This is a genomic window from Rhodospirillales bacterium RIFCSPLOWO2_02_FULL_58_16 (assembly GCA_001830425.1).
Taxonomy (GTDB): Bacteria; Pseudomonadota; Alphaproteobacteria; order Rhodospirillales; family 2-02-FULL-58-16; genus 2-02-FULL-58-16.
The window spans coordinates 12446-31655 of sequence record MIAA01000039.1 but is presented as its reverse complement, the minus strand read 5'-3'; the positions used below and the strand labels follow the sequence as shown (position 1 = coordinate 31655).

At 57.1% G+C, this 19210-nt stretch carries 17 protein-coding genes; all 17 read right to left on the bottom strand.

From position 1 onward, the window contains the following. Window positions 1-28 precede the first annotated feature (28 nt). Window positions 29-454 carry a transcriptional repressor gene (locus A3H92_10985; GenBank protein OHC73984.1) on the bottom strand — a complete coding sequence of 142 codons (426 nt, stop codon included), beginning with the start codon at window positions 452-454 and terminating at the stop codon, window positions 29-31. A 141-nt stretch (window positions 455-595) separates the two neighbouring features. Beyond that, on the bottom strand, window positions 596-1993 hold the full coding sequence (locus tag A3H92_10980; GenBank protein ID OHC73983.1) for a 2-nitropropane dioxygenase: 1398 nt from the start codon (window positions 1991-1993) through the stop codon (window positions 596-598). 126 nt (window positions 1994-2119) lie between these two features. Beyond that, entirely contained in the window at window positions 2120-4219 is a 2100-nt protein-coding gene (locus A3H92_10975) for a polyribonucleotide nucleotidyltransferase (GenBank protein OHC73982.1), read from the bottom strand. Window positions 4220-4336: 117 nt separating this feature from the next. After that, complete coding sequence (locus tag A3H92_10970; protein ID OHC73981.1) at window positions 4337-4606, bottom strand: 30S ribosomal protein S15; 270 nt, start codon at window positions 4604-4606, stop codon at window positions 4337-4339. Between the two features lie 14 nt (window positions 4607-4620). Continuing rightward, window positions 4621-5547 carry a tRNA pseudouridine(55) synthase TruB gene (locus tag A3H92_10965; GenBank protein OHC73980.1) on the bottom strand — a complete coding sequence of 309 codons (927 nt, stop codon included), beginning with the start codon at window positions 5545-5547 and terminating at the stop codon, window positions 4621-4623. Beyond that, window positions 5537-5944, bottom strand: a complete 408-nt coding sequence (locus A3H92_10960) for a ribosome-binding factor A (protein OHC73979.1) — start codon at window positions 5942-5944, stop codon at window positions 5537-5539. The genes A3H92_10965 and A3H92_10960 overlap by 11 nt, the downstream gene beginning before the upstream one ends. 30 nt (window positions 5945-5974) lie before the next feature. Next, window positions 5975-8545, bottom strand: coding sequence for a translation initiation factor IF-2 (locus A3H92_10955; GenBank protein OHC73978.1), 2571 nt, complete (start codon window positions 8543-8545; stop codon window positions 5975-5977). Between the two features lie 79 nt (window positions 8546-8624). Then, the gene (locus A3H92_10950; GenBank protein OHC73977.1) at window positions 8625-10169 is read right to left on the bottom strand and encodes a transcription termination/antitermination protein NusA; all 1545 of its coding nucleotides are present in this window, start codon (window positions 10167-10169) and stop codon (window positions 8625-8627) included. A 20-nt stretch (window positions 10170-10189) separates the two neighbouring features. Next, window positions 10190-10666, bottom strand: a complete 477-nt coding sequence (locus tag A3H92_10945) for a ribosome maturation factor RimP (GenBank protein OHC73976.1) — start codon at window positions 10664-10666, stop codon at window positions 10190-10192. Window positions 10667-10875: 209 nt separating this feature from the next. Next, window positions 10876-11586, bottom strand: coding sequence for a tRNA (guanosine(46)-N7)-methyltransferase TrmB (locus A3H92_10940; GenBank protein OHC73975.1), 711 nt, complete (start codon window positions 11584-11586; stop codon window positions 10876-10878). Then, window positions 11583-12758, bottom strand: a complete 1176-nt coding sequence (locus A3H92_10935) for a methionine adenosyltransferase (protein OHC73974.1) — start codon at window positions 12756-12758, stop codon at window positions 11583-11585. The genes A3H92_10940 and A3H92_10935 overlap by 4 nt, the downstream gene beginning before the upstream one ends. Before the next feature lie 180 nt (window positions 12759-12938). Next, the gene (locus tag A3H92_10930; GenBank protein ID OHC74036.1) at window positions 12939-13397 is read right to left on the bottom strand and encodes a transcriptional regulator; all 459 of its coding nucleotides are present in this window, start codon (window positions 13395-13397) and stop codon (window positions 12939-12941) included. Between the two features lie 199 nt (window positions 13398-13596). Further along, the gene (locus A3H92_10925) at window positions 13597-15156 is read right to left on the bottom strand and encodes an apolipoprotein N-acyltransferase (protein ID OHC73973.1); all 1560 of its coding nucleotides are present in this window, start codon (window positions 15154-15156) and stop codon (window positions 13597-13599) included. Further along, entirely contained in the window at window positions 15153-16052 is a 900-nt protein-coding gene (locus A3H92_10920) for a magnesium/cobalt efflux protein (protein ID OHC74035.1), read from the bottom strand. Before A3H92_10920 ends, A3H92_10925 begins: the two co-directional genes overlap by 4 nt. Before the next feature lie 8 nt (window positions 16053-16060). Beyond that, window positions 16061-16576 (bottom strand): rRNA maturation RNase YbeY, encoded by a 516-nt coding sequence (locus A3H92_10915; GenBank protein ID OHC74034.1) that lies wholly within the window; start codon window positions 16574-16576, stop codon window positions 16061-16063. Next, a complete protein-coding gene (locus A3H92_10910) occupies window positions 16569-17552 on the bottom strand; it encodes a phosphate starvation-inducible protein PhoH (protein OHC73972.1) in 984 nt (327 codons plus the stop codon). Before A3H92_10910 ends, A3H92_10915 begins: the two co-directional genes overlap by 8 nt. Window positions 17553-17554: 2 nt before the next feature. Next, complete coding sequence (locus A3H92_10905; protein OHC73971.1) at window positions 17555-18907, bottom strand: tRNA (N6-isopentenyl adenosine(37)-C2)-methylthiotransferase MiaB; 1353 nt, start codon at window positions 18905-18907, stop codon at window positions 17555-17557. Between the last annotated feature and the right edge of the window lie 303 nt (window positions 18908-19210).

Here is a 19210-nt window from a genome sequence, read left to right as displayed (position 1 = left end):
ATCTCGACGACATACCGGCTATTTTTGCTTAATGGCCGAATGGTTGCGGCGCCGCTTCCAGCCTGACGACCACATCGACGCTTTTCAGGATAGTCCCTTCAGGCGCCGGCGGCGTTTTGGCGACCGTGATCTGATCGTTAGGGATATCTTCCAGACGGGACGAACCCTCAAAGAAAAAATGATGATGGCCGCTGGTGTTGGTGTCAAAATAAGAGCGGGCGGAGTCGACGTATATTTCACGCAACAGCCCGGATGACGTGAATTGATGCAAAGTGTTGTAGACAGTGGCCAAGGAAACGCGAATCGAGGCGCCGAGAGCGTCGGCATGCAGCATCTCGGCGGTAAAGTGACGATCACCGTTTTCAAATAACATCTTGGCGAGGGCCAGACGCTGCCGCGTCGGGCGCAGCCCTGCGTCGCGCAATCGTTCAAGTGCTTTGCTGTACGGCCTCACTTTTTTAAATTCCTTGTCTGTTATGCGCAGGGTGGCGTCAGATGACGACAGCCTGATAAGAGAACCATAGAATTCATTTTATAGCAAATCTAAAATTATACAAGATTATACATGCCGCAGCGACTCGCTGACACGCCCGGATCAATCGCCGGTCAGGAAACGGTCCACAAGCTGCTGAACGGTCGGGATGAATCCGTTTTTGTAGAACGGGTCGGCGGCGAACATGTAGGCATTGTGACCGGCGAACATCAGGTTTTTTTCCAACTCGCCGCCGTGGGCGATGGATTGAAGCGTCTTTTGAATACAAAACGAGCGGGGGTCCGCTATCTTGCCGGTAGAGCCTTCTTCGTTATCAGCCCAATTACTGAACCGGCAGGAACCCAGGCACCCTACGCAGTCCTGCTGGTTGCCGAGGATTTCTTTCGCTTTGTCCGGCGTTACGAAAATGATTGTGGAAGCCGGGGTTTTAAGGATATCGGTGAATCCTTCCGCAATCCATCCATCGGCTTTGCGCTTGTTTTCGGGGGTAAGATAAACCGGTCGTCCACGGACGCCGACGGGCAGAGGAACGGTATGTTCGTCTTCTTCCGAGCGTCGATAGTCAACCTGACGATTGTTGCGTTCTTCAAGCTCGGTCAGAAAGAGGTTTTTGATCGCCGAGGAGTAGAAGCCGGTCGGGCTGAATTGATTCAGCATCACGTCCCCTTTCGCCAACGAAAGCAGTTTTTTCTTCCAACCTTCGCAAACCGGGCTTTCCTTGGTCAAAAGCGGTCGGGTGCCGACCTGAAAGGCGATGGGACCCAGCTCTTTATTGTCGATCCATTCTTCCCAATCGCGCAGGTACCACACGCCGCCGGCCATGAATATCGGCTTGTCATGTTGACCAAATCCGCTCATGACGTCCCGCAGTTCTTTTACTCGCGGGTAGGGCTTTTGAGGTTCCCGGAAATTTTCGGAATTACTCAATCCGTTATGACCGCCGGCTAACCAGGGGTCTTCATAGACTACTCCGCCCAGCAGGTCCGCATGCTTGTGATAAGAGCGCTTCCACAAGGCCCGAAAAGCCCGCGCCGAAGAAACAATCGGATAGTAGTAGACTCCGTATTTGGCCGCGATCTCAGCCACCCGGTAAGGCATGCCGGCGCCGCAGGTTACGCCGTGGATAAGTCCCTTGGTCTTTTCCAGAATTCCGTGAAGAACACGTTCCGTGCCTCCGGCTTCCCACAGCACATTTATATGAAGCCGCCCTTTGCCGTTCGATATTTCATAGGCATTTTGCGCCTGGGCAATGCCGCCCCTGACGGCGTAGGCGATAAGCTCCTCGAAGCGTTGGCGTCTGGTCGTGCCGTGATAGATTTGAGGGATGACGGCGCCGTTCTCGTCATAGTTATCCGCGTTGACGCAGGAAAACGTGCCGACGCAATTTGCCGCCGCCCATGCTCCGGAGCTTTTACCGTTGGATACGGCGATGCCTTTGCCGCCCTCAACCAGGGGCAATATCTCGCGGCCTGAAATAATAATGGGGTTAAGGGGTTTCAAGGGGAAATATCCTTAAAGGTTCAAGCAACGATATATATGGCTGTTTCATGTATAAAGCCCCTTGAAAAATGTAGAGACGGATTTGGCGTTCCGTCTCTACTTTTTACAACTTCCCCGCAATTCTCTTTACGGCTTGGCCGAGAGTTCCTTGCCGGTTTCCTGGTTTACCGCCTTCATGGACAGTTTGACCTTCACCGTGTCGCCGACATTGACGACATCCGTGGTCTGGCCGACGCGCCCTTCCGCCAATTCGCTGATGTGAACCAGACCGTCCTTGGCGCCCATGAAGTTTACAAAGGCTCCGAAATCGACGGTCTTTACCACCTTGCCGGTATAGATTGCCCCGACTTCGGGTTCAGAGGTAATGCTCCTGATCCAGTCGATGGCGGCTTGCGAGGCCTTTTCGTCAACCGCCGCCACCTTGACGGTTCCGTCGTCTTCGATATCGATCTTGGTTTCCGTGGTTTCGCTGATTTCGCGAATCATTTTGCCGCCCGGTCCGATGACTTCCCGGATTTTATCCTTGTTGATTTTTATGATGGTTATCCTGGGAGCGTTGTTGCTGATATCGGAGCGGGAGGTATTCAACGCCTTGCTCATCTCGCCGAGGATATGCAATCTTCCTTCGCGGGCCTGGTCAAGCGCCTGTCTCATGATCTCGCCGGTAATCGAGGTGATTTTGATATCCATCTGAAGGGATGTGATGCCATTCTCGGTGCCGGCGACCTTAAAGTCCATATCGCCCAGATGGTCCTCGTCGCCGAGGATGTCGGACAAAACGGCGATTCCGTCATCTTCCTTGATCAATCCCATGGCAATGCCGGCGACAGGGCGCGGCAGCGGCACTCCGGCGTCCATCAGCGAAAGAGAGGCGCCGCAGACGGTGGCCATGGATGACGAGCCGTTGGATTCCGTAATCTCCGAAACTACCCTGATGGTGTAGGGGAAGGATTCCTTGGAAGGCATAATCGGATGAAGCGCCCGCCATGCAAGTTTGCCGTGCCCTATCTCGCGACGACCGGTGAAGCCGAAACGTCCGGCTTCGCCGACGGAATAAGGCGGGAAATTATAGTGGAGCAGGAAATGCTCACGATATTCGCCGGCAAGATCATCAATGCGGGCTTCATCCTGGCCGGTGCCCAGAGTGGTGACCACGAGGGCCTGGGTTTCTCCACGGGTAAACAGCGCGCTGCCGTGAGTGCGCGGCAGCAACCCTACTTCGGAGATGATGGGGCGCACCGTCTTGGTGTCGCGACCGTCAATACGCTTTCCGGTCTTGATAATGGCGTGCCGGACGATATCCTTTTCCAGGTCTTTGAAAATATCCCCCAGCAGGTTGTCGTTCAGTTTTTGGGCAAAGTGGTCGTCGGCGGCCAATTCGGCGGCCACCCTGTCCTTGGTCTTGGAAATTTTTTCCTGGCGGGTCATTTTATCTGACGCGCCATAGGCTATGCGCAGGTCCGCCTCGGCGAGGTTGCGGATGCGTGAGGTCATTTCCTCCAGTTCCGCCGGAGGCTCAGGCAGGGACCGTGGTTCCTTGGCGCAAAGTTCCGCCAGATCGATAATGGCGTTGATGACCGACTGGAAGGCGTTGTGGCCGAACGTCACGGCGCCCAGCATCAACTCCTCGGACAATTCCGAGGCCTCCGATTCCACCATCAGCACGCCTTCGCGGGTGCCAGCGACGATAAGGTCGAGGCTGCTGTTGGACATCTCGTCGAGATGCGGGTTGAGCACATATTCGCCTGCGATATATCCGACGCGGCATCCGCCGAGCGGCCCCATGAACGGCAGTCCGGAAATTGTCAACGCCGCCGAAGTTCCGATCAAGGCAACGATGTCCGGATCATTTTCCAGGTCATGTGACAACACCGTGCAGATTATTTGGGTCTCGTTTTTAAAGCCTTTGGCGAACAACGGCCTGATCGGCCTGTCGATCAGCCGCGAAGTCAGAGTTTCCTTTTCTCCGGGGCGACCCTCGCGCTTGAAAAAGCCTCCGGGGATTTTGCCTGCGGCGAAGGTCTTTTCCTGGTAGTGTACCGCCAGCGGGAAGAAATCGACCCCCTCTCGCGCTTTTTGTTCACCGACTACGGTGCAAAGCACCTTGGTGTCGCCATAGGTCGCCATGACGGCGCCGTCGGCCTGACGCGCAATCTTGCCGGATTCGAGCACCAGCGTACGACCGCCCCATTCGATTTCTTTCCTGAATTCCTTGAACATCTTTATTTTCCTCTATTCATCTCGACAGCATCGGCGGCGTTATCATAAACAGCGCCGACGCGGCGGTTGAAATTCAACCGCCATCCGGCCCAATGCCGTAGTTCATTACCATACATCAACAGCTTATCTGCGCAGACCCAAACGCTTGACCAGTTGTTCATAGCGTTTGACGTCCTGGTTTTTCACATAATCAAGCAGGCGGCGGCGCTGGCTGACCATCATCAGAAGACCGCGACGTGAATGATTATCTTTATTATGGGCCTTAAAGTGTTCGGTGAGATTCTGGATGCGCTCGCTCAGAATAGCGACCTGCACCTCAGGCGATCCGGTATCGCCCTCTTTGACAGCGAACTCTTTAATGAGTTCCTGTTTCCGCTCTGCGGCAATCGACATCGATTACTCCATTCTTACAAGTTAAAAACACGGAGAGGCCTGATTTCCCCTCCCATTATTCTGGCCATTGCTACCGGCTTACCCCCGGCCATGGCGCAAACGATGTCGCCCTGGTCTACGTTTTCGAGGGGAACCCGGCTCGCCACAGGCAGCACCGGAACGGGCTGACCGTATCGCAAAGAACACGCTTCCGCCTCAGTCAAGGCCAGTGCCGGGATGTCGTCCAGCGCGGTCTCAACCGGAAGCAGAAGGTCCAGAAGTTGCGGACTATGCCCCAGGGCTTCGAGCTTTTCCAGGGAAATCGCCATTTCTTCCGTGAAGGGGCCGACGCGGGTCCGTCTCAGCTCCGATATATATCCGACGGTTCCCAGCTTCCGGGCTAAATCCCGCGCCAGACTGCGCATATAGACGCCTTTTCCCGACGTCACCTCAAACTCTCCATGGTCGGCGTCGGGCATACCGATGAGATCGAATGTATTGACCCGTACTTGCCTGGGCTTGATATCCGCCGTCCGGTTGGCGCGGGCAAGTTGGTAGGCTCTTTGGCCGTTGATCTTGATCGCCGAAAATTGAGGCGGAGTTTGTTCGATATCGCCGATAAACGCGCCGAGCGCCGCTATGATTGCGTCCTCGGCGGGGCGCCGGTCGCTGGTTTCGATCACTTCGCCTTCAGCGTCATCTGTTGACCGCGCTTCGCCCCAACGGATTTTGAAGCGATATGACTTGACGCTGTTCATGGCGTATGCCGTGGTCTTGGTGGCCTCTCCCAGCGCCAGGGGAAGAACGCCGGTGGCCAGGGGGTCCAAAGTGCCGCAATGTCCCGCCTTGGCGGCGCCGATCAGTCTCTGCGCCTTGCCGACGACGGCGCTGGAACTGATGCCCAACGGCTTGTCGATAATCAGCCAGCCGTGAATCGGAGCGCCTTTGCGGCTACGCCCCATGGTCTTTGTCCTTTATATCAAGGTCGCGTTTTATCGTGGGGCTTCGCAGCAGGGCCTCGATGCGGCTTGCCTCGTCGAAAGAAGGATCGGCGCGAAACGAAAGGTCCGGGACATGCCTCAATTTCACCGCGTCGGCCAAGCGGCGTCGCAGGAACGGCCGCGCCCTGGTCAAGGCTTCAACTACGGTCTCCTTTCCGCCGCCGCCCAGCGGCATGACATAGACGGTGGCGTTACGCAGATCGGGTCCAATGCGGATTTCGGTCACGGTGACGGAAACGCCGGCCAGGCCGGGGTCGCGAATCTCGCCGCGCTCCAGAATTAACGCCAAAGCATGGCGCAACTCCTCGCCAACCCTTAATTGACGCTGACTGGGAGCCTTGCCCTCCCGTTTTCTCATGGGAACCTCAATCAGTAAGCGTACCGGAGCTTACGCTTCCAGTTCACGGGCCACTTCCTCAATTTCAAAACATTCTATGACGTCGCCGGCCTGGATGTCATGATAATTGGCGAAGGCCATGCCGCAATCCTGGCCGTCCTTGACTTCCTTGACATCGTCCTTGAAACGCTTGAGTTGGGATAAATCACCCTCATGGATAACCACGCTGTCGCGCACCAGACGCACCTTGGCGCCGCGCCGCATAATGCCCTCGACGACCATGCAACCGGCGACCTTGCCTACCTTGGTGATATTGAACACCTCGCGAATTTCCGCATTGCCCAGGAACTTTTCCTTGATTGTCGGCGAAAGCATTCCCGACAGCAGGCCTCTGAGATCGTCGATCACGTTGTATATAATTGAGTAATAACGGATTTCCACAGCGTCCCGCTTGGCCATGGCGCGGGCCTGGGGGTTGGCCCGCACATTAAAGCCGATGACCAGAGCGTTGCTGGCTCGTGCCAGGATTACATCTGATTCATTGACGCCGCCGACGCCTGAGTAAAGCACGGTTACCTTGACTTCATTGGTCCCCATTTTATTCATGGCGGCGAGAATAGCTTCTTCCGAGCCATGGACGTCGGTCTTGACTACAACCGGCAGTTCTTTGGCCTCGCCGTCGGCGATGGTTTCAAACATTTCGGCAAGGGTTCCCCGAACATTCTTGGCCGCCTTGGCGTCGCGCAGTTTGCGTTTGCGGAATTCGGTGACCTCGCGGGCGCGGGCTTCGCTTTCGATGACGGCGACTTCGTCCCCGGCAAACGGCGTATAACTTAACCCCAGCACCTCGACGGGAACGGAGGGGCCGGCTTCTTCAAGGCTTTTGCCGTTGGAATCGATCAGGGCGCGCACTCGGCCCCACTCGCCGCCGGCAACGATGATATCGCCCAGACGCAGCGTCCCGCGTTTCACCAGAACGGTCGCCACCGGCCCCCGTCCGCGTTCCACCTTGGATTCGATGACCACGCCTTCGGCCGGGCGGTTAGGGTTGGATTTAAGGTCTAGAACCTCCGCCTGGAGAAGAATGACTTCCTCAAGTTTATCCAGGTTAGTTCTTCCTTTGGCGGAGACTTCTACGGCAAGAACATCGCCCCCCATTTCCTCGACGACAACATCATGCTGGAGCAGTTCGGTGCGGACTCGACCGGCATCGGCATTAGGCTTGTCCATCTTGTTGATGGCGACAACGATGGGGACATTGGCGGCCTTGGCGTGGCTGATGGCCTCGATGGTTTGCGGCATGATGCCGTCATCGGCGGCAACGACGAGAACAACGATATCGGTAACCTTGGCGCCACGGGCGCGCATGGCGGTAAAGGCCGCGTGTCCGGGAGTGTCGATAAAGGTGATTTTGCCTCCGGAAGGGCAGGTTACCTGATAGGCGCCGATGTGCTGGGTAATGCCTCCGGCCTCCCGGTCGGCGACGTTAGCCTCGCGCAGGGCGTCAAGAAGAGACGTTTTGCCGTGGTCCACATGTCCCATGACGGTTACCACCGGCGCCCTGGAAATAAGATTGACCGCCTCGTCTACTTCGCCTTTTAAGCCGATCTCTACGTCGGATTCGCTGACGCGCTTTAATTTATGGCCGAATTCGGCGACCACCAGTTCCGCCGTATCGGCGTCGATCACCTGATTCAGGGTGACCATAACGTCCATTTTCATCAGCGCTCTGATAACGTCGGCGCCGCGTTCTGCCATGCGGTTGGACAGTTCCTGCACGGTGATGGTTTCGGGGACCGTTACCTCGCGGAAGATTTTATTTCCGTCACCCTGGTTGAATTGCTGTTTTTGCTTGGCGCGGGCGCGCTTGACGGAGGCGAGGCTGCGGGTCCGCTCTTCACGAACGCCGAGAGCTTCGTCAATGGTAAGCTTGCCGGAGCGCCGTCTGGGTTCTCCACGGCGCAGGGCCGAGACCGGGCGCAAAGTTTCCGTACGGGCCGCCCGCTTGATGGTGTCGCGGCTTTTTTTATCGTCGTTTGTTTCGCTTTCTTCCATGGCCTGCAATTTGACCAGGGCCGCCGCTGCGGACGCTTTCGCCATCTGTTCCCGCTTTTGGGTATCTTCATCTTCCCGGCGGCGCTCATCTTCCTTCTCGGTGCGTAACCGCGAAACATCATCTTTATCGGCGACGCCTTTTTCCGCCTCTTTCCCGGGCGCTTCCGAAGGGGCTTCGTCGGCACGCTTTGCCGCCATGTCATCCGCTTTACGGGCGTCCTCAAGGGCGCGAACGCGAACCGCTTTTTCTTCCGTGGTCAGGTTTTGCCCGGACAGCCGCAGAGAGTCGGCAACGGGGTCGTCTTCGTGGATACCCCTGACGGCGTCATTAAAAGCGGCTTCATGGGCGGCAAGTCCGCTTCGTTTGACTTCGGCCATGCGACCGCCGGCATCCGTGGCAAAGGTCCGCTTTTTGCGGACCTCGACAGTCACCATCTTCGAACGGCCATGAGAAAAATTCTGACGAACCTGCCCGGACTCGATGGTTTTATTGAGTTCCATCCTGCCGGGCCGTATGGTCCCCGGTTTCTTCGTGGAATCTTGCTCTTTTTCTTTGATCTCGGTCATCTACTTCCGTTCCAAAAGCGATCCGGTTAAGTGCTTCCGGTTATGCCAACACTTTGTTTTTTAGAGGGAGCGCGGGCGATTAATCTTTTTCGTCAGAGGCGTTCTCTCCGGGGGCGGCTTCGTCCGGGAACCAGTGGGCGCGCGCCGCCATGATAATCTTGTCGGCAGCCGCTTCGTTCATCGATCCCTTCGGCGCAATTTCCATCAACTCTCCGCTGTCGAGGTCAGCCAGATCATCGCGGCTCTTTACGCCTTTTTCACCCAACGCCACCAGCAGCTCCGGCGTTACTCCCTCAATCGAGGCCAAATCATCCGTAACGCCCAATTCCGTGCGGCGGCGCGTAAATTCCTCGTTACGGTTGGCAATAAAGGCGCAGGCGCGTTCTTGTATCTCGCCGGCCACTTCCCTGCTGAAGCCTTCAATGCCGACCAAGTCCTCAAGGGGGACAAAAGCGACATCTTCCACTGAGGAGAATCCTTCGGAAACCAGCAGGTGAGCGATGACGTCGTCCACGTCAAGGGCATCGATCAATATCTGGGAACGACCGTGGAATTCCTCGTTGCGGCGATCCGATTCCTCGGCTTCGGTCAAGATATCGATGTTCCAACCCGATAGCTGGGAAGCTAAACGCACATTCTGGCCGCGCCTGCCGATGGCGAGGCTGAGCTGTTCGTCGGGGACCACAATCTCGATGCGGTTCGCTTCCTCGTCGATCACCACCTTGGCGACCTCGGCGGGGGCCAGAGCGTTGACAATAAAGGTGGCGGGATCCGCCGACCATTGGATGATATCAATCTTTTCGCCTTGCAACTCGCCGACTACGGCCTGGACGCGCGATCCGCGCATTCCGATGCAGGGACCGACGGGGTCAATGCTCGAATCATGAGACAATACGGCGATCTTGGCGCGTGAGCCGGGGTCTCTGGCCACCGACATGATTTCAATAATGCCGTCATAAATTTCCGGCACTTCCTGGGCGAACAGCTTGGCCATGAATTGATTGTGGGTTCTGGACAGGAAAATTTGCGGGCCGCGCTGTTCTTCGCGCACGTCCATGATGTAGGCGCGCACGCGGTCGCCGTTGGAAAAATGTTCGCGGGGAATGGCTTCGTCGCGACGCAACAGGGCCTCGGCGCGTCCGAGGTCAACAATGATATTGCCGAACTCAATGCGCTTGACCAGACCGTTGACGACTTCGCCGATGCGATCCTTGTATTCCAGGTATTGACGTTTACGTTCGGCTTCGCGCACTTTCTGGACGATGACCTGCTTTGCCGTTTGAGCGGCGATGCGTCCGAAATCTATGGGCGGCAAGGGGTCGGCCAGGAAGTCGCCGATTTTGGCGTCCTTCATGGTCTCGTGAGCCTTCTCAAGGGTAATCTGGGTGATCTCGTTTTCAACCACCTCGGCCACCTCGATATAACGGGCAAGGGTGATCTCGCCGCTTTTGCGATCAATGGAGGCGCGAATGTCGTGGTCGTGGCCGTATTTGGAACGTCCGGCCTTTTGGATGGCCTGCTCCATAGCCTCCAGGACTTCGCTCTGTTCGATACCTTTGTCGCGGGCAACCGCCTCGGCTACCTGCAATAACTCGGGACGGGCGTGAACTGCATCAGTTTCCATGGTCGTTTCGCTTATTATCCTTAATGTTTATCTGTAGCGGCCATCAGTTCGTCGGTTAAAACAAGTTTTCCTCGGCGGATATCCCGGAACGGCAGTTCCGCGATATTTTCCGCTGTCTGTATCCTTACGGTCTCTCCTTCGACGCCTAACAGCCGACCCCTAAAGCGTTTACGCCCGTCAACCAACTTATCGGTCTCTATCTTGGCCTCGAACCCGGCGAAGCGCTCATAATCGCCGAGCTTAACCAAGGGCCGGTCAATGCCCGGCGAACTTACCTCCAGCGCGTAAGACCATAAAACGGGGTCTTCCACTTCCAGAACAGCGGTGACGGCTCGGCTGATTTCGGCGCAATCAGCGACCTGCATCGTCTTGCCGTCCCGGCGCTCCGCCATAATCTGCAACCCCTGTTGACCATGAAGCTGCACGCGCACGATATCGTAACCCATGGCTTCAACGGTCGGTGCAACAAGCCGCTCGATGCGGTCGGGCAAGTCCATCGCGCCGCCACAGCCTTTCCTGATCTTACGGCCCGTTTCACGGCCCGGAGCAAAATATTTCAGGCTGAAAACGAAAAGTGGGCCAGCGGCCCACCTTGTTCAAACCTTTAATCTTTGAGCCAAACGAAGCCACATAACCAAAACCTAGGACGCAATATAACGTATAACGCGCCCGACACAAGGCTTTTGTGGCTCGGGTTATAACACGATCACCGGGGCAGGCGGATAAATTGGAGGTAAACGCAAGCATCGCCCCTCTCAAGAGCCTTGTTTTCGTATCTTGTTTCAAACCAGTCATCCGGTCGCCGCCGCCAGTCATCAGGGCCTTTTGCCGTCCATGAAAAGCACGGATGACGGATTATATGCTCAAGGGTCCAGCGTATATATTCCATATGGTCGCTTGCAAAACGCAGTTCCGCTCCGTCCTTTAACAGGTGGGCGAGTTCGTCAAGGCATTCCGTGCTGATGAAGCGCCGCCGGTTGTGTCTTTTCTTGGGCCATGGATCGGCGAATAAAACGAAGGCCCGACCGATGACGGCGTCGGGCAGGGCGTCAAACAGCAGGCGGGCGTCGTCATCAAAAATCCTGATGTTGGTAATGTCGTCGCTTTGAATGCGGGCAAGCAGAGCGGTCACGCCGTTGATGAAAGGCTCGCACCCGATCATGCCGATGCCGGGATGGGTCAGCGCCTGCTTCGCCAGATGCTCGCCGGAACCGAAGCCGACCTCCAGCCAAATGTCCTCAACCGGGTCGGGAAACATGGCTTGAAGATCAAGGCGCAAGCCGCCGCCCGGCGAGTCCGGCCTCAGGCGCGGCAACAGGTCGTTCAGAAGCTCTTGGCGACTCTTGCGTAGCGCCCGTCCGCGCCGGCGACCGTAGGATCGAAGTCGCTCGGCGCAATTGCCGCCGTCGCCGGTCAACCGGCCCCGAAGGCTGACTTGAGTTCCTGCACCAGATCGGTGCGTTCCCATGAGAAGCCGCCGTCGGCTTCCGGTTCGCGTCCGAAATGACCATAGGCGGAGGTGCGGGCGTAAATGGGGCGGTTCAGTTGCAGGTGCTCGCGGATTCCCCTGGGCGTCAGGTTCATCAATTCCCGCAGCGTGTCTGAAAGCTTTTCCTCATCCACCTGTCCGGTGCCGTCGGTGTTGATGTAAACCGAAAGAGGCTCGGAAACGCCGATGGCGTAAGCAAGCTGGATGGTGCAGCGTTCGGCGAGTCCGGAGGCAACCACGTTTTTGGCGAGATATCGCGCCGCGTAGGCCGCCGAGCGGTCAACCTTGGTCGGGTCTTTGCCGGAAAAAGCGCCGCCGCCGTGCGGCGCCGCTCCGCCATAGGTGTCAACAATGATCTTGCGTCCGGTAAGTCCGGCGTCGCCGTCGGGACCGCCGATCACAAAACGACCGGTCGGATTGACGTAGAAGTTCTTTTCGTCGCACATCCAGCCTTCGGGCAGCACGTTGAGAACGAAGGGGCGGACGATCTCCCGAACATCATCCTGATCAAGCCTCTCGGCGTGCTGGGTGGAGACGACGATGGAAGTGGCGCCTACGGGTTTGCCGTTGACGTAACGCAACGTCACCTGACTTTTTGAATCCGGTTCAAGGCCGGGGGCGGTTCCGGCGTGGCGGGCGGCGGCCATGTCCTTGAGAATGGCGTGGGAAAAATAGATGGGGGCCGGCATCAATACTTCTGTTTCGCGGCAGGCAAACCCGAACATCAGGCCCTGGTCGCCGGCGCCTTCGTCCTTGTTGTCCGCAGAGTCGACCCCCATGGCGATATCCTTGGACTGGGAGTGGATTTGGGACTGGACTTCACAGTCCTTCCAATGGAACCCGTGCTGTTCGTAGCCGATATCGCGGACGGCGTTACGGGCGGTCTGGCGAAAGTCTTCATGGGTCAGCGAGTCGGGACCGCGAACCTCGCCGGCCAGCAGGATAAAATTGGTGGTGCACAAGGTCTCTGCGGCCACCCGCGAATGGGGGTCTTTGGCCAGAAAAAGATCAACGATAGCGTCGGATATCCGATCGCTGACTTTGTCGGGATGGCCCTCGGAAACGGATTCGCTTGTAAACAGATGATCTCTTTTCAACACGTTTGACCCCTCCGATCTGAATTGCTGTCCGATTGGACTTCGTGGTGGCAAGCGGTCCAAATCCATCCACGTCCTTCTTCCGGTCGGAAAGAAGGCAGCGGCACTTTTTGCAAGCTTCGCCGGGCGCGTCAAGGAATTTTAATGATCCGCCCGGCGCTTTTCCTGAGAATTGCGAAACAGTCAGGCGGAGCGGGCGGCGATGGCAAGAGACTTGGTAAGCTCAAACAGGCGCTTTCGCACTTTGGGATTAAATATTTTGTAGTAGGAGCGCACCAGTTCGAGGGTCTCGCGTTTGGCCATGGGGTCGTGGGCGAAAGCCGTCTGCTGATGATCGCTCAGGCCGTGGATCTGGACACGGGCCTGGGCTTCGGCGGCCTTCACTTCATCGGTCATGTCATCAAAGAAGAAAGAAATCGGGACATTAAGAAACCGGCTCAATTCATAAAGACGGCTGGCGCCGATACGATTGGCTCCGCGTTCATATTTTTGAATTTGCTGAAACGTCAAGCCGACGGCGTCGCCGAGTTTTTCCTGGCTTATTCCAAGTAAGGTGCGGCGCAGCCTGACCCGGCTTCCGACATGAATATCAACCGGCCTGGGAGCGCCGGTAGTCCTCCGCCTTCCCCTGCGGACGGGGATGTGTTCGGCGTCTTTTTTTTCTGAAGATGTGTTTTGATTGTTCATTTTTTTATCTCAGGGGTTTTCAGGAAGGTGGTTAATTACAGAACTCGGGTTGCTTAAGGTTAACATCGGCATCGTATCGCCATCACACTATGTCGGCATTGTTATTAACTGATGCAAGCGCTTGCGAAAAGGAAATTACGAAGGTGATCCATTATTAATATTGTTGGTATTTTTCAGACAGCAATATTCCGGTCAGCAAAACTCCGATTAACATTACTAGCACGATTCCATTACCGAAACGACCATAAAATGTCTGTTTTTCCAAATGGACCGGCAGTTCGCTGTCGACAACGCCGCTTACCCCCAATCCCAGGACGGCGCGGGTTCGTCCATAGGCGTCAACTACCGCCGAAATGCCGGTATTCGCCACCCGCACCAGCGGCAGGCCTTCTTCCACCGCGCGCATACGGGCGGCGGCGAAATGCTGATAGGGGCCGGACGAGCGACCGTACCACCCGTCATTAGTGATATTAAGCATCCACGCCGGCCGTTGGTCTTGGTTCGCGACTTGGCCGGGAAAGATGACTTCGTAGCAAATCAGCGGACTGACCGGCGGCAGCCCCGGCAGCTTGAGGGTTTGGAGGCCCGCTCCCGGCGTGAAATCATTCCGCCCCTCGGTAAGCTTGGCGAACGTCAGCACCTTGCGGAACGGGACATACTCGCCGAAAGGCACAAGGTGGAACTTGTCGTAGGTTCCGGCGATTTTACCTTCCGCATCGACGGCATAAAGGCTGTTCCAAACCTGGGAGGGCTTATCCTTCGGGAACAAGGCCCGGAATGCCCCGGTGATAAGAAGACCATGGTCGGGGACCGCCTTGCTCAGGAGGGCCAGCAGTTGCGGTTCATCGGCCAGGTAATAAGGCGTCGCCGTTTCCGCCCATATTATATGAGTCGGGGGGGACGCCGTGGACGGGGCCGCGCTCATGCGCATCTGATTTAATACATGGCTTTGGCGCAATTCAGGTTCCCATTTGAGCTTTTGGTCAATATTAGGTTGCACCAGACGCAAACGGACGTCGGGGACGACGCCGTTTTCAGCAAAAGCCAAGCGCAGGGCGCCGCCGCCCCATGTCAGGCCCAGGGCGGCAAAGGCGATGATGACCGGCGCAAATATGCGTTTTCCGGTTCCGTCAGCGAGCGTCGTCGGCATGGCCGCTGCGATAATGGTCAGCAGTCCGAGACCGTAGGCGCCGCCGAAGGCGGCGAACTGCATCATGGAATCGCAATTCGCCCAGGCGGTGGCGATGAGATTCCAGGGGAAGCCGGTGAATATCCAGCTTCTTACCCATTCTATCGCCGTCCACGAGGCGGCGAAGATCAGAACCCGCCCGACGCTTCCGACGCGGTAAACGCAGGTCAACACAGCCGCTGCGGCGGGAAATACGGCAAGCGTCGCCGGCAACCCGAACAGGGCGAAAGGGATCATCCAGGCAAAGGCTTCGGGTTTGACCAGCATCGAAATGGAAGTCCAGTAGACGCCGCTGACGAAGTGTCCGAAGCCGAACCACCAGCCGACGGCAAAAGCGGAGCGCAGCTTTTTTGTGCCTTCGACAAGCCATAGCAGGCCGGTAAAAGCGGGGACTAAAAGAATCACGACATGCAGGGGCGGCAGAGCGGCTGTCGCCAACGCGCCCAGTCCCGCCGCCAGGGCGAAACGCCGCCGGCCCGTCATGGCCGTCACCATGCTTTTGAGTCTTACGAAGGCGCCGTTCATAAAACGGTTTCGGATTCTTCGGCGGTCGAGGGAGTTACTCCGCGCACCCGCAGGCGTTTGATGCGGCGGGGGTCGGCGTCCAGCACCTCGAATTCAAGTCCCGAACGGTGCTTGATAAGCTCGCCTTTTATCGGAACCCGTCCCGCCACGGCGGAAACCAGACCGCCCAGACTATCTACGTCTTCTAGTTCAGCGTCGCTGATGGCGCGACCGATAATTTTTTCAAAGGACTCGATGGTGGCTCTGGCGTCGGCATCGAAGGTTCCGTCGGGGCGTCGGATCAGATCGGGTTCTTCGTCACGGTCGTGTTCGTCCTCGATCTCGCCGACGATTTCCTCAACCAGATCTTCGATGGTCACAAGGCCGTCCACCCCGCCGTATTCGTCCACGACCAAAGCCATGTGACTGCGCGTGACGCGCATTTCCAGAAGCAGCTCCAGAACCTGCATGAAGGGAGAAACGAATAACACCTTGCGCATGATCGCCGGCAGTTTGAAGGCGTGATCCTCGCCGCGCCAGGCGAGAATATCTTTGATATGGACCATGCCGATGGCGTCATCCAGGCTGCCCCTGTAGACGGGCAGGCGGGAATGGCCCTCTTTGGTCATCAGGCCGATGACCTCCGCCAATGATGCCCCGTTCTCGACGGCAATGATGTCGGCTCTCGGCACCATCACGTCGTGAATTGTTCTGTCGCGCAGGTCCAGGACGTTAGTCAGCAGCCGCCGCTCGTCCATGTCGATGGGAATCTCGGCTTCTTCGCGTTCTTCGATCAACTCGGCAAGGGTGTCTTGCGCCGAAGTCTTGTTGCTCCACTTCAATGCGCGCAGCACGCCGCGCAGGAAACCGGCAAATCCTGCGGCATGAGGAGGTGAATCGGCGGAATGGTCATTCATCAATATTGTTATCCCAAAGCTATGTCTTTGTAGGGGGCGGCGATATCAATGCGTGCCAGCGCCCTGGTTTCCAGCCGTTCCATAACCCGCGCCTGCGGCGCCGTCTTGTGATCATAGCCGAGCAGGTGAAGCATGCCATGGACTATCAAGTGGCTTAAATGGTCGGCGAGGCTTTTATCCCCGGCGGAGGCTTCCGAGTTTGCCGTCTCGAAGGCGAGGACGATGTCGCCCAACATTTCCGGCGTTTGCTCCGGATGACCGGGGCTTGCGTCGTTGCTCTCCCTGAACGCGAAAGACAGCACATTGGTGGGCTTGTCCTGACCCCGGTACTTTTTGTTGAGGGGCCTGATGAAATCGTCATCGGCCAGCACCAGACTTGCTTCGACCGGAGTTTCCCCGTTATTCCGCGCCTCTCCGTAAAATGCGGCGAGAGCGGCCCGCCGACATAACCCTTCGACCGACGGCAATGCCTCGACCCATGCCGGACACAGGATGGAGATATCGATTTCCAGGGATTCAGTCATCATTGCCGTGGTCGGCACTACCCTTCTTTTCATAGCGGGCCGCCGCTTTGCGCCGCGCTTCGACCTCGTCATAGGCGCGGACAATATCGGCGACCAGATGATGGCGCACCACGTCCTTGTCGGAAAAGCGAATAAAGCTGACGTCTTTTATCCCTTCCAGGATTTCCTCTGCGTCCCGCAATCCCGAGCGGGTGCCTCGCGGCAGGTCCACCTGGCTAAGGTCGCCGGTCACCACCATCCGCGAGTTTTCTCCAAGCCGGGTAAGAAACATCTTCATTTGCACCGCCGTCGTGTTCTGGGCCTCGTCAAGAATGACGAAGGCGTCGGCCAGCGTCCTGCCGCGCATGAAGGCCAGCGGCGCCACCTCGATATCGCCGCGTTTCAGGCAATTGGCGACTTGTTCGGCGGGCAGCATGTCGTGAAGGGCGTCGTAAAGGGGGCGCAGATACGGGTCAACCTTTTCGCGCATGTCTCCGGGCAGGAACCCTAATTGTTCGCCGGCTTCAACGGCGGGACGGGAAAGAATGATGCGATCCACCTTGCCCTTGACCAACCGTTCCACCGCCTTGGCTACGGCAAGATAGGTCTTGCCGGTTCCCGCCGGCCCGAGGCCGAAAACCAGTTCATTTTCGTCGATGGCCCGGATGTAGTCGGCCTGAACGGGAGTGCGTGGTGAAATACTGCGTTTACGGGTGATTATTTCGATTCCGGCATCGCTCATATTGCCGCCGTTGTGGACGGCAATCCGCAGGGCGGCGTCGATATCCTTATGATCGACCGTCACCCCCCGTTTAAGACGGGCATATAGTTCATCAAGCACCGCACGGGCGATGTCCATCGCTTCCGCATCGCCGGTTATGGTCAATTCGTTGCCGCGAGCGTTGATGGCGACTCCCAGCCTTTGCTCAATTTGAGCAAGGTAATGGTGGTGAGGCCCGAAAAGTTGGAGCGCCAGATTGTTTTCGTCAAAGAGCATTATCAAAGGCAGGCCCTTTCTTCTCCTGCAATAATTCCGGCGAGGCTGTTGGCGTAACCGGCTTCTATGCGCAATTCGGCGATGGTTCCCATAAAGGATTCGTCAATTTCCACATGAACCGGCTGCATAAACGGGCTACGGCCGACCAGTTGCCCGGAACGCCTGCCCCGGCGGTCCAGCAAAACAGGCATGATCGTGTCTTTACAGGAGATGTTGAACGCCGTCTGTTGTCGGTTCAGCAGTCCTTGCAACAGCGCCAGCCGCTCTTCCTTTACCGCCTCGGAAACCCGATCCTCCAGCAGCGCCGCCGGAGTGCCGGGGCGGGCGCTGTATTTGAAGGAGTAGGCATTAATGAAGCCGATATCTTCTATCAACTTCAAGGTAGCGCGAAAATCCTCATCCGATTCGCCGGGAAAACCGACGATGAAATCGGACGATAACGCCAGATCGGGGCGCGCCGTGCGGAGTTTATCGACAATTCGCCTGTAGTCATCCGCCTTGTGGCGGCGGTTCATCGCCGCCAGAACTTTGTCCGAACCGGATTGCACGGGCAGATGGAGGAAGGGCATGAGTTGCGGGACATCCCGGTGGGCGGCGATCAGCTCATCGTTCATGTCGGCGGGATACGAGGTGGTGTAGCGAATCCGGGTTAATCCGTCGATTCCGGCCAGTTCAAAGACAAGACGGCCAAGACCCCATTCATTCCGGTCGTCAGGCGCTTTGCCGTGATAGCAATTGACATTCTGGCCGAGCAGGGTGATCTCAAGGGCGCCGGCGCCGACTGATCGGCGGGCCTCTTTGAGAATATCGGCGACGGGGCGGGAGTATTCGACGCCTCGGGTGTATGGAACCACGCAAAAAGTGCAGAACTTGTCACAGCCTTCCTGCACCGTTAGGAAGGCGGAGCCGTGCTCGACGGCGGCGGCCTCCGGCAGATGGTCGAACTTGGACTCGGGCGGAAAATCGGTATCAAGGACGGCGGAGCGACCGGCATGGGCCAGCATTTCGGGCAGGCGATGATAGGTCTGGGGTCCGAAGACTATGTCCACATAAGGGGCGCGGCTCAGAATTTCTTCTCCTTCAGCCTGGGCGACGCAGCCGGCGACGGCCAGGATCATCCGCCCGCCTCCGGCTTTTTCCCTGCGGTCCTTCAGGAGACGCAACCGGCCCAGTTCCGAGAATACCTTTTCCGAAGCCTTCTCGCGGATATGGCAGGTGTTGAGGATGACCATGTCGGCGTCCTCCGCCTTATCTGAAAGCGTATAGCCGAGCGGCGCCAGGACGTCCGCCATGCGGGCGGAGTCATAGACATTCATCTGGCAGCCGTAGGTTCTGATATGGAGTTTTTTTGCCAATTTTGTTGCGCTGTCCGGTCAGGGGTCTTGGTCTAACGTACTTCAAGATTGGATGAAATCGCTCTCGCCTGCATAAAGGCGCAGGCGCACGGATCAAGCCCGCAACCGTCCACGCCTTGTTTTCAGGTTGAGACTTAACGGGTCTAATCAATCTCTTATCATAACTTCAGCGGGCGACTATACCCCAGGGTCCGCATTCATTCAAATCCAATAGCGGATTAATCTCCGCCGGCCCGCGCAATCCGACGCGGCCCGCCTTCAAAAATTGCTGAAATTTTTTGGGAAAATTCTGATAATATAACG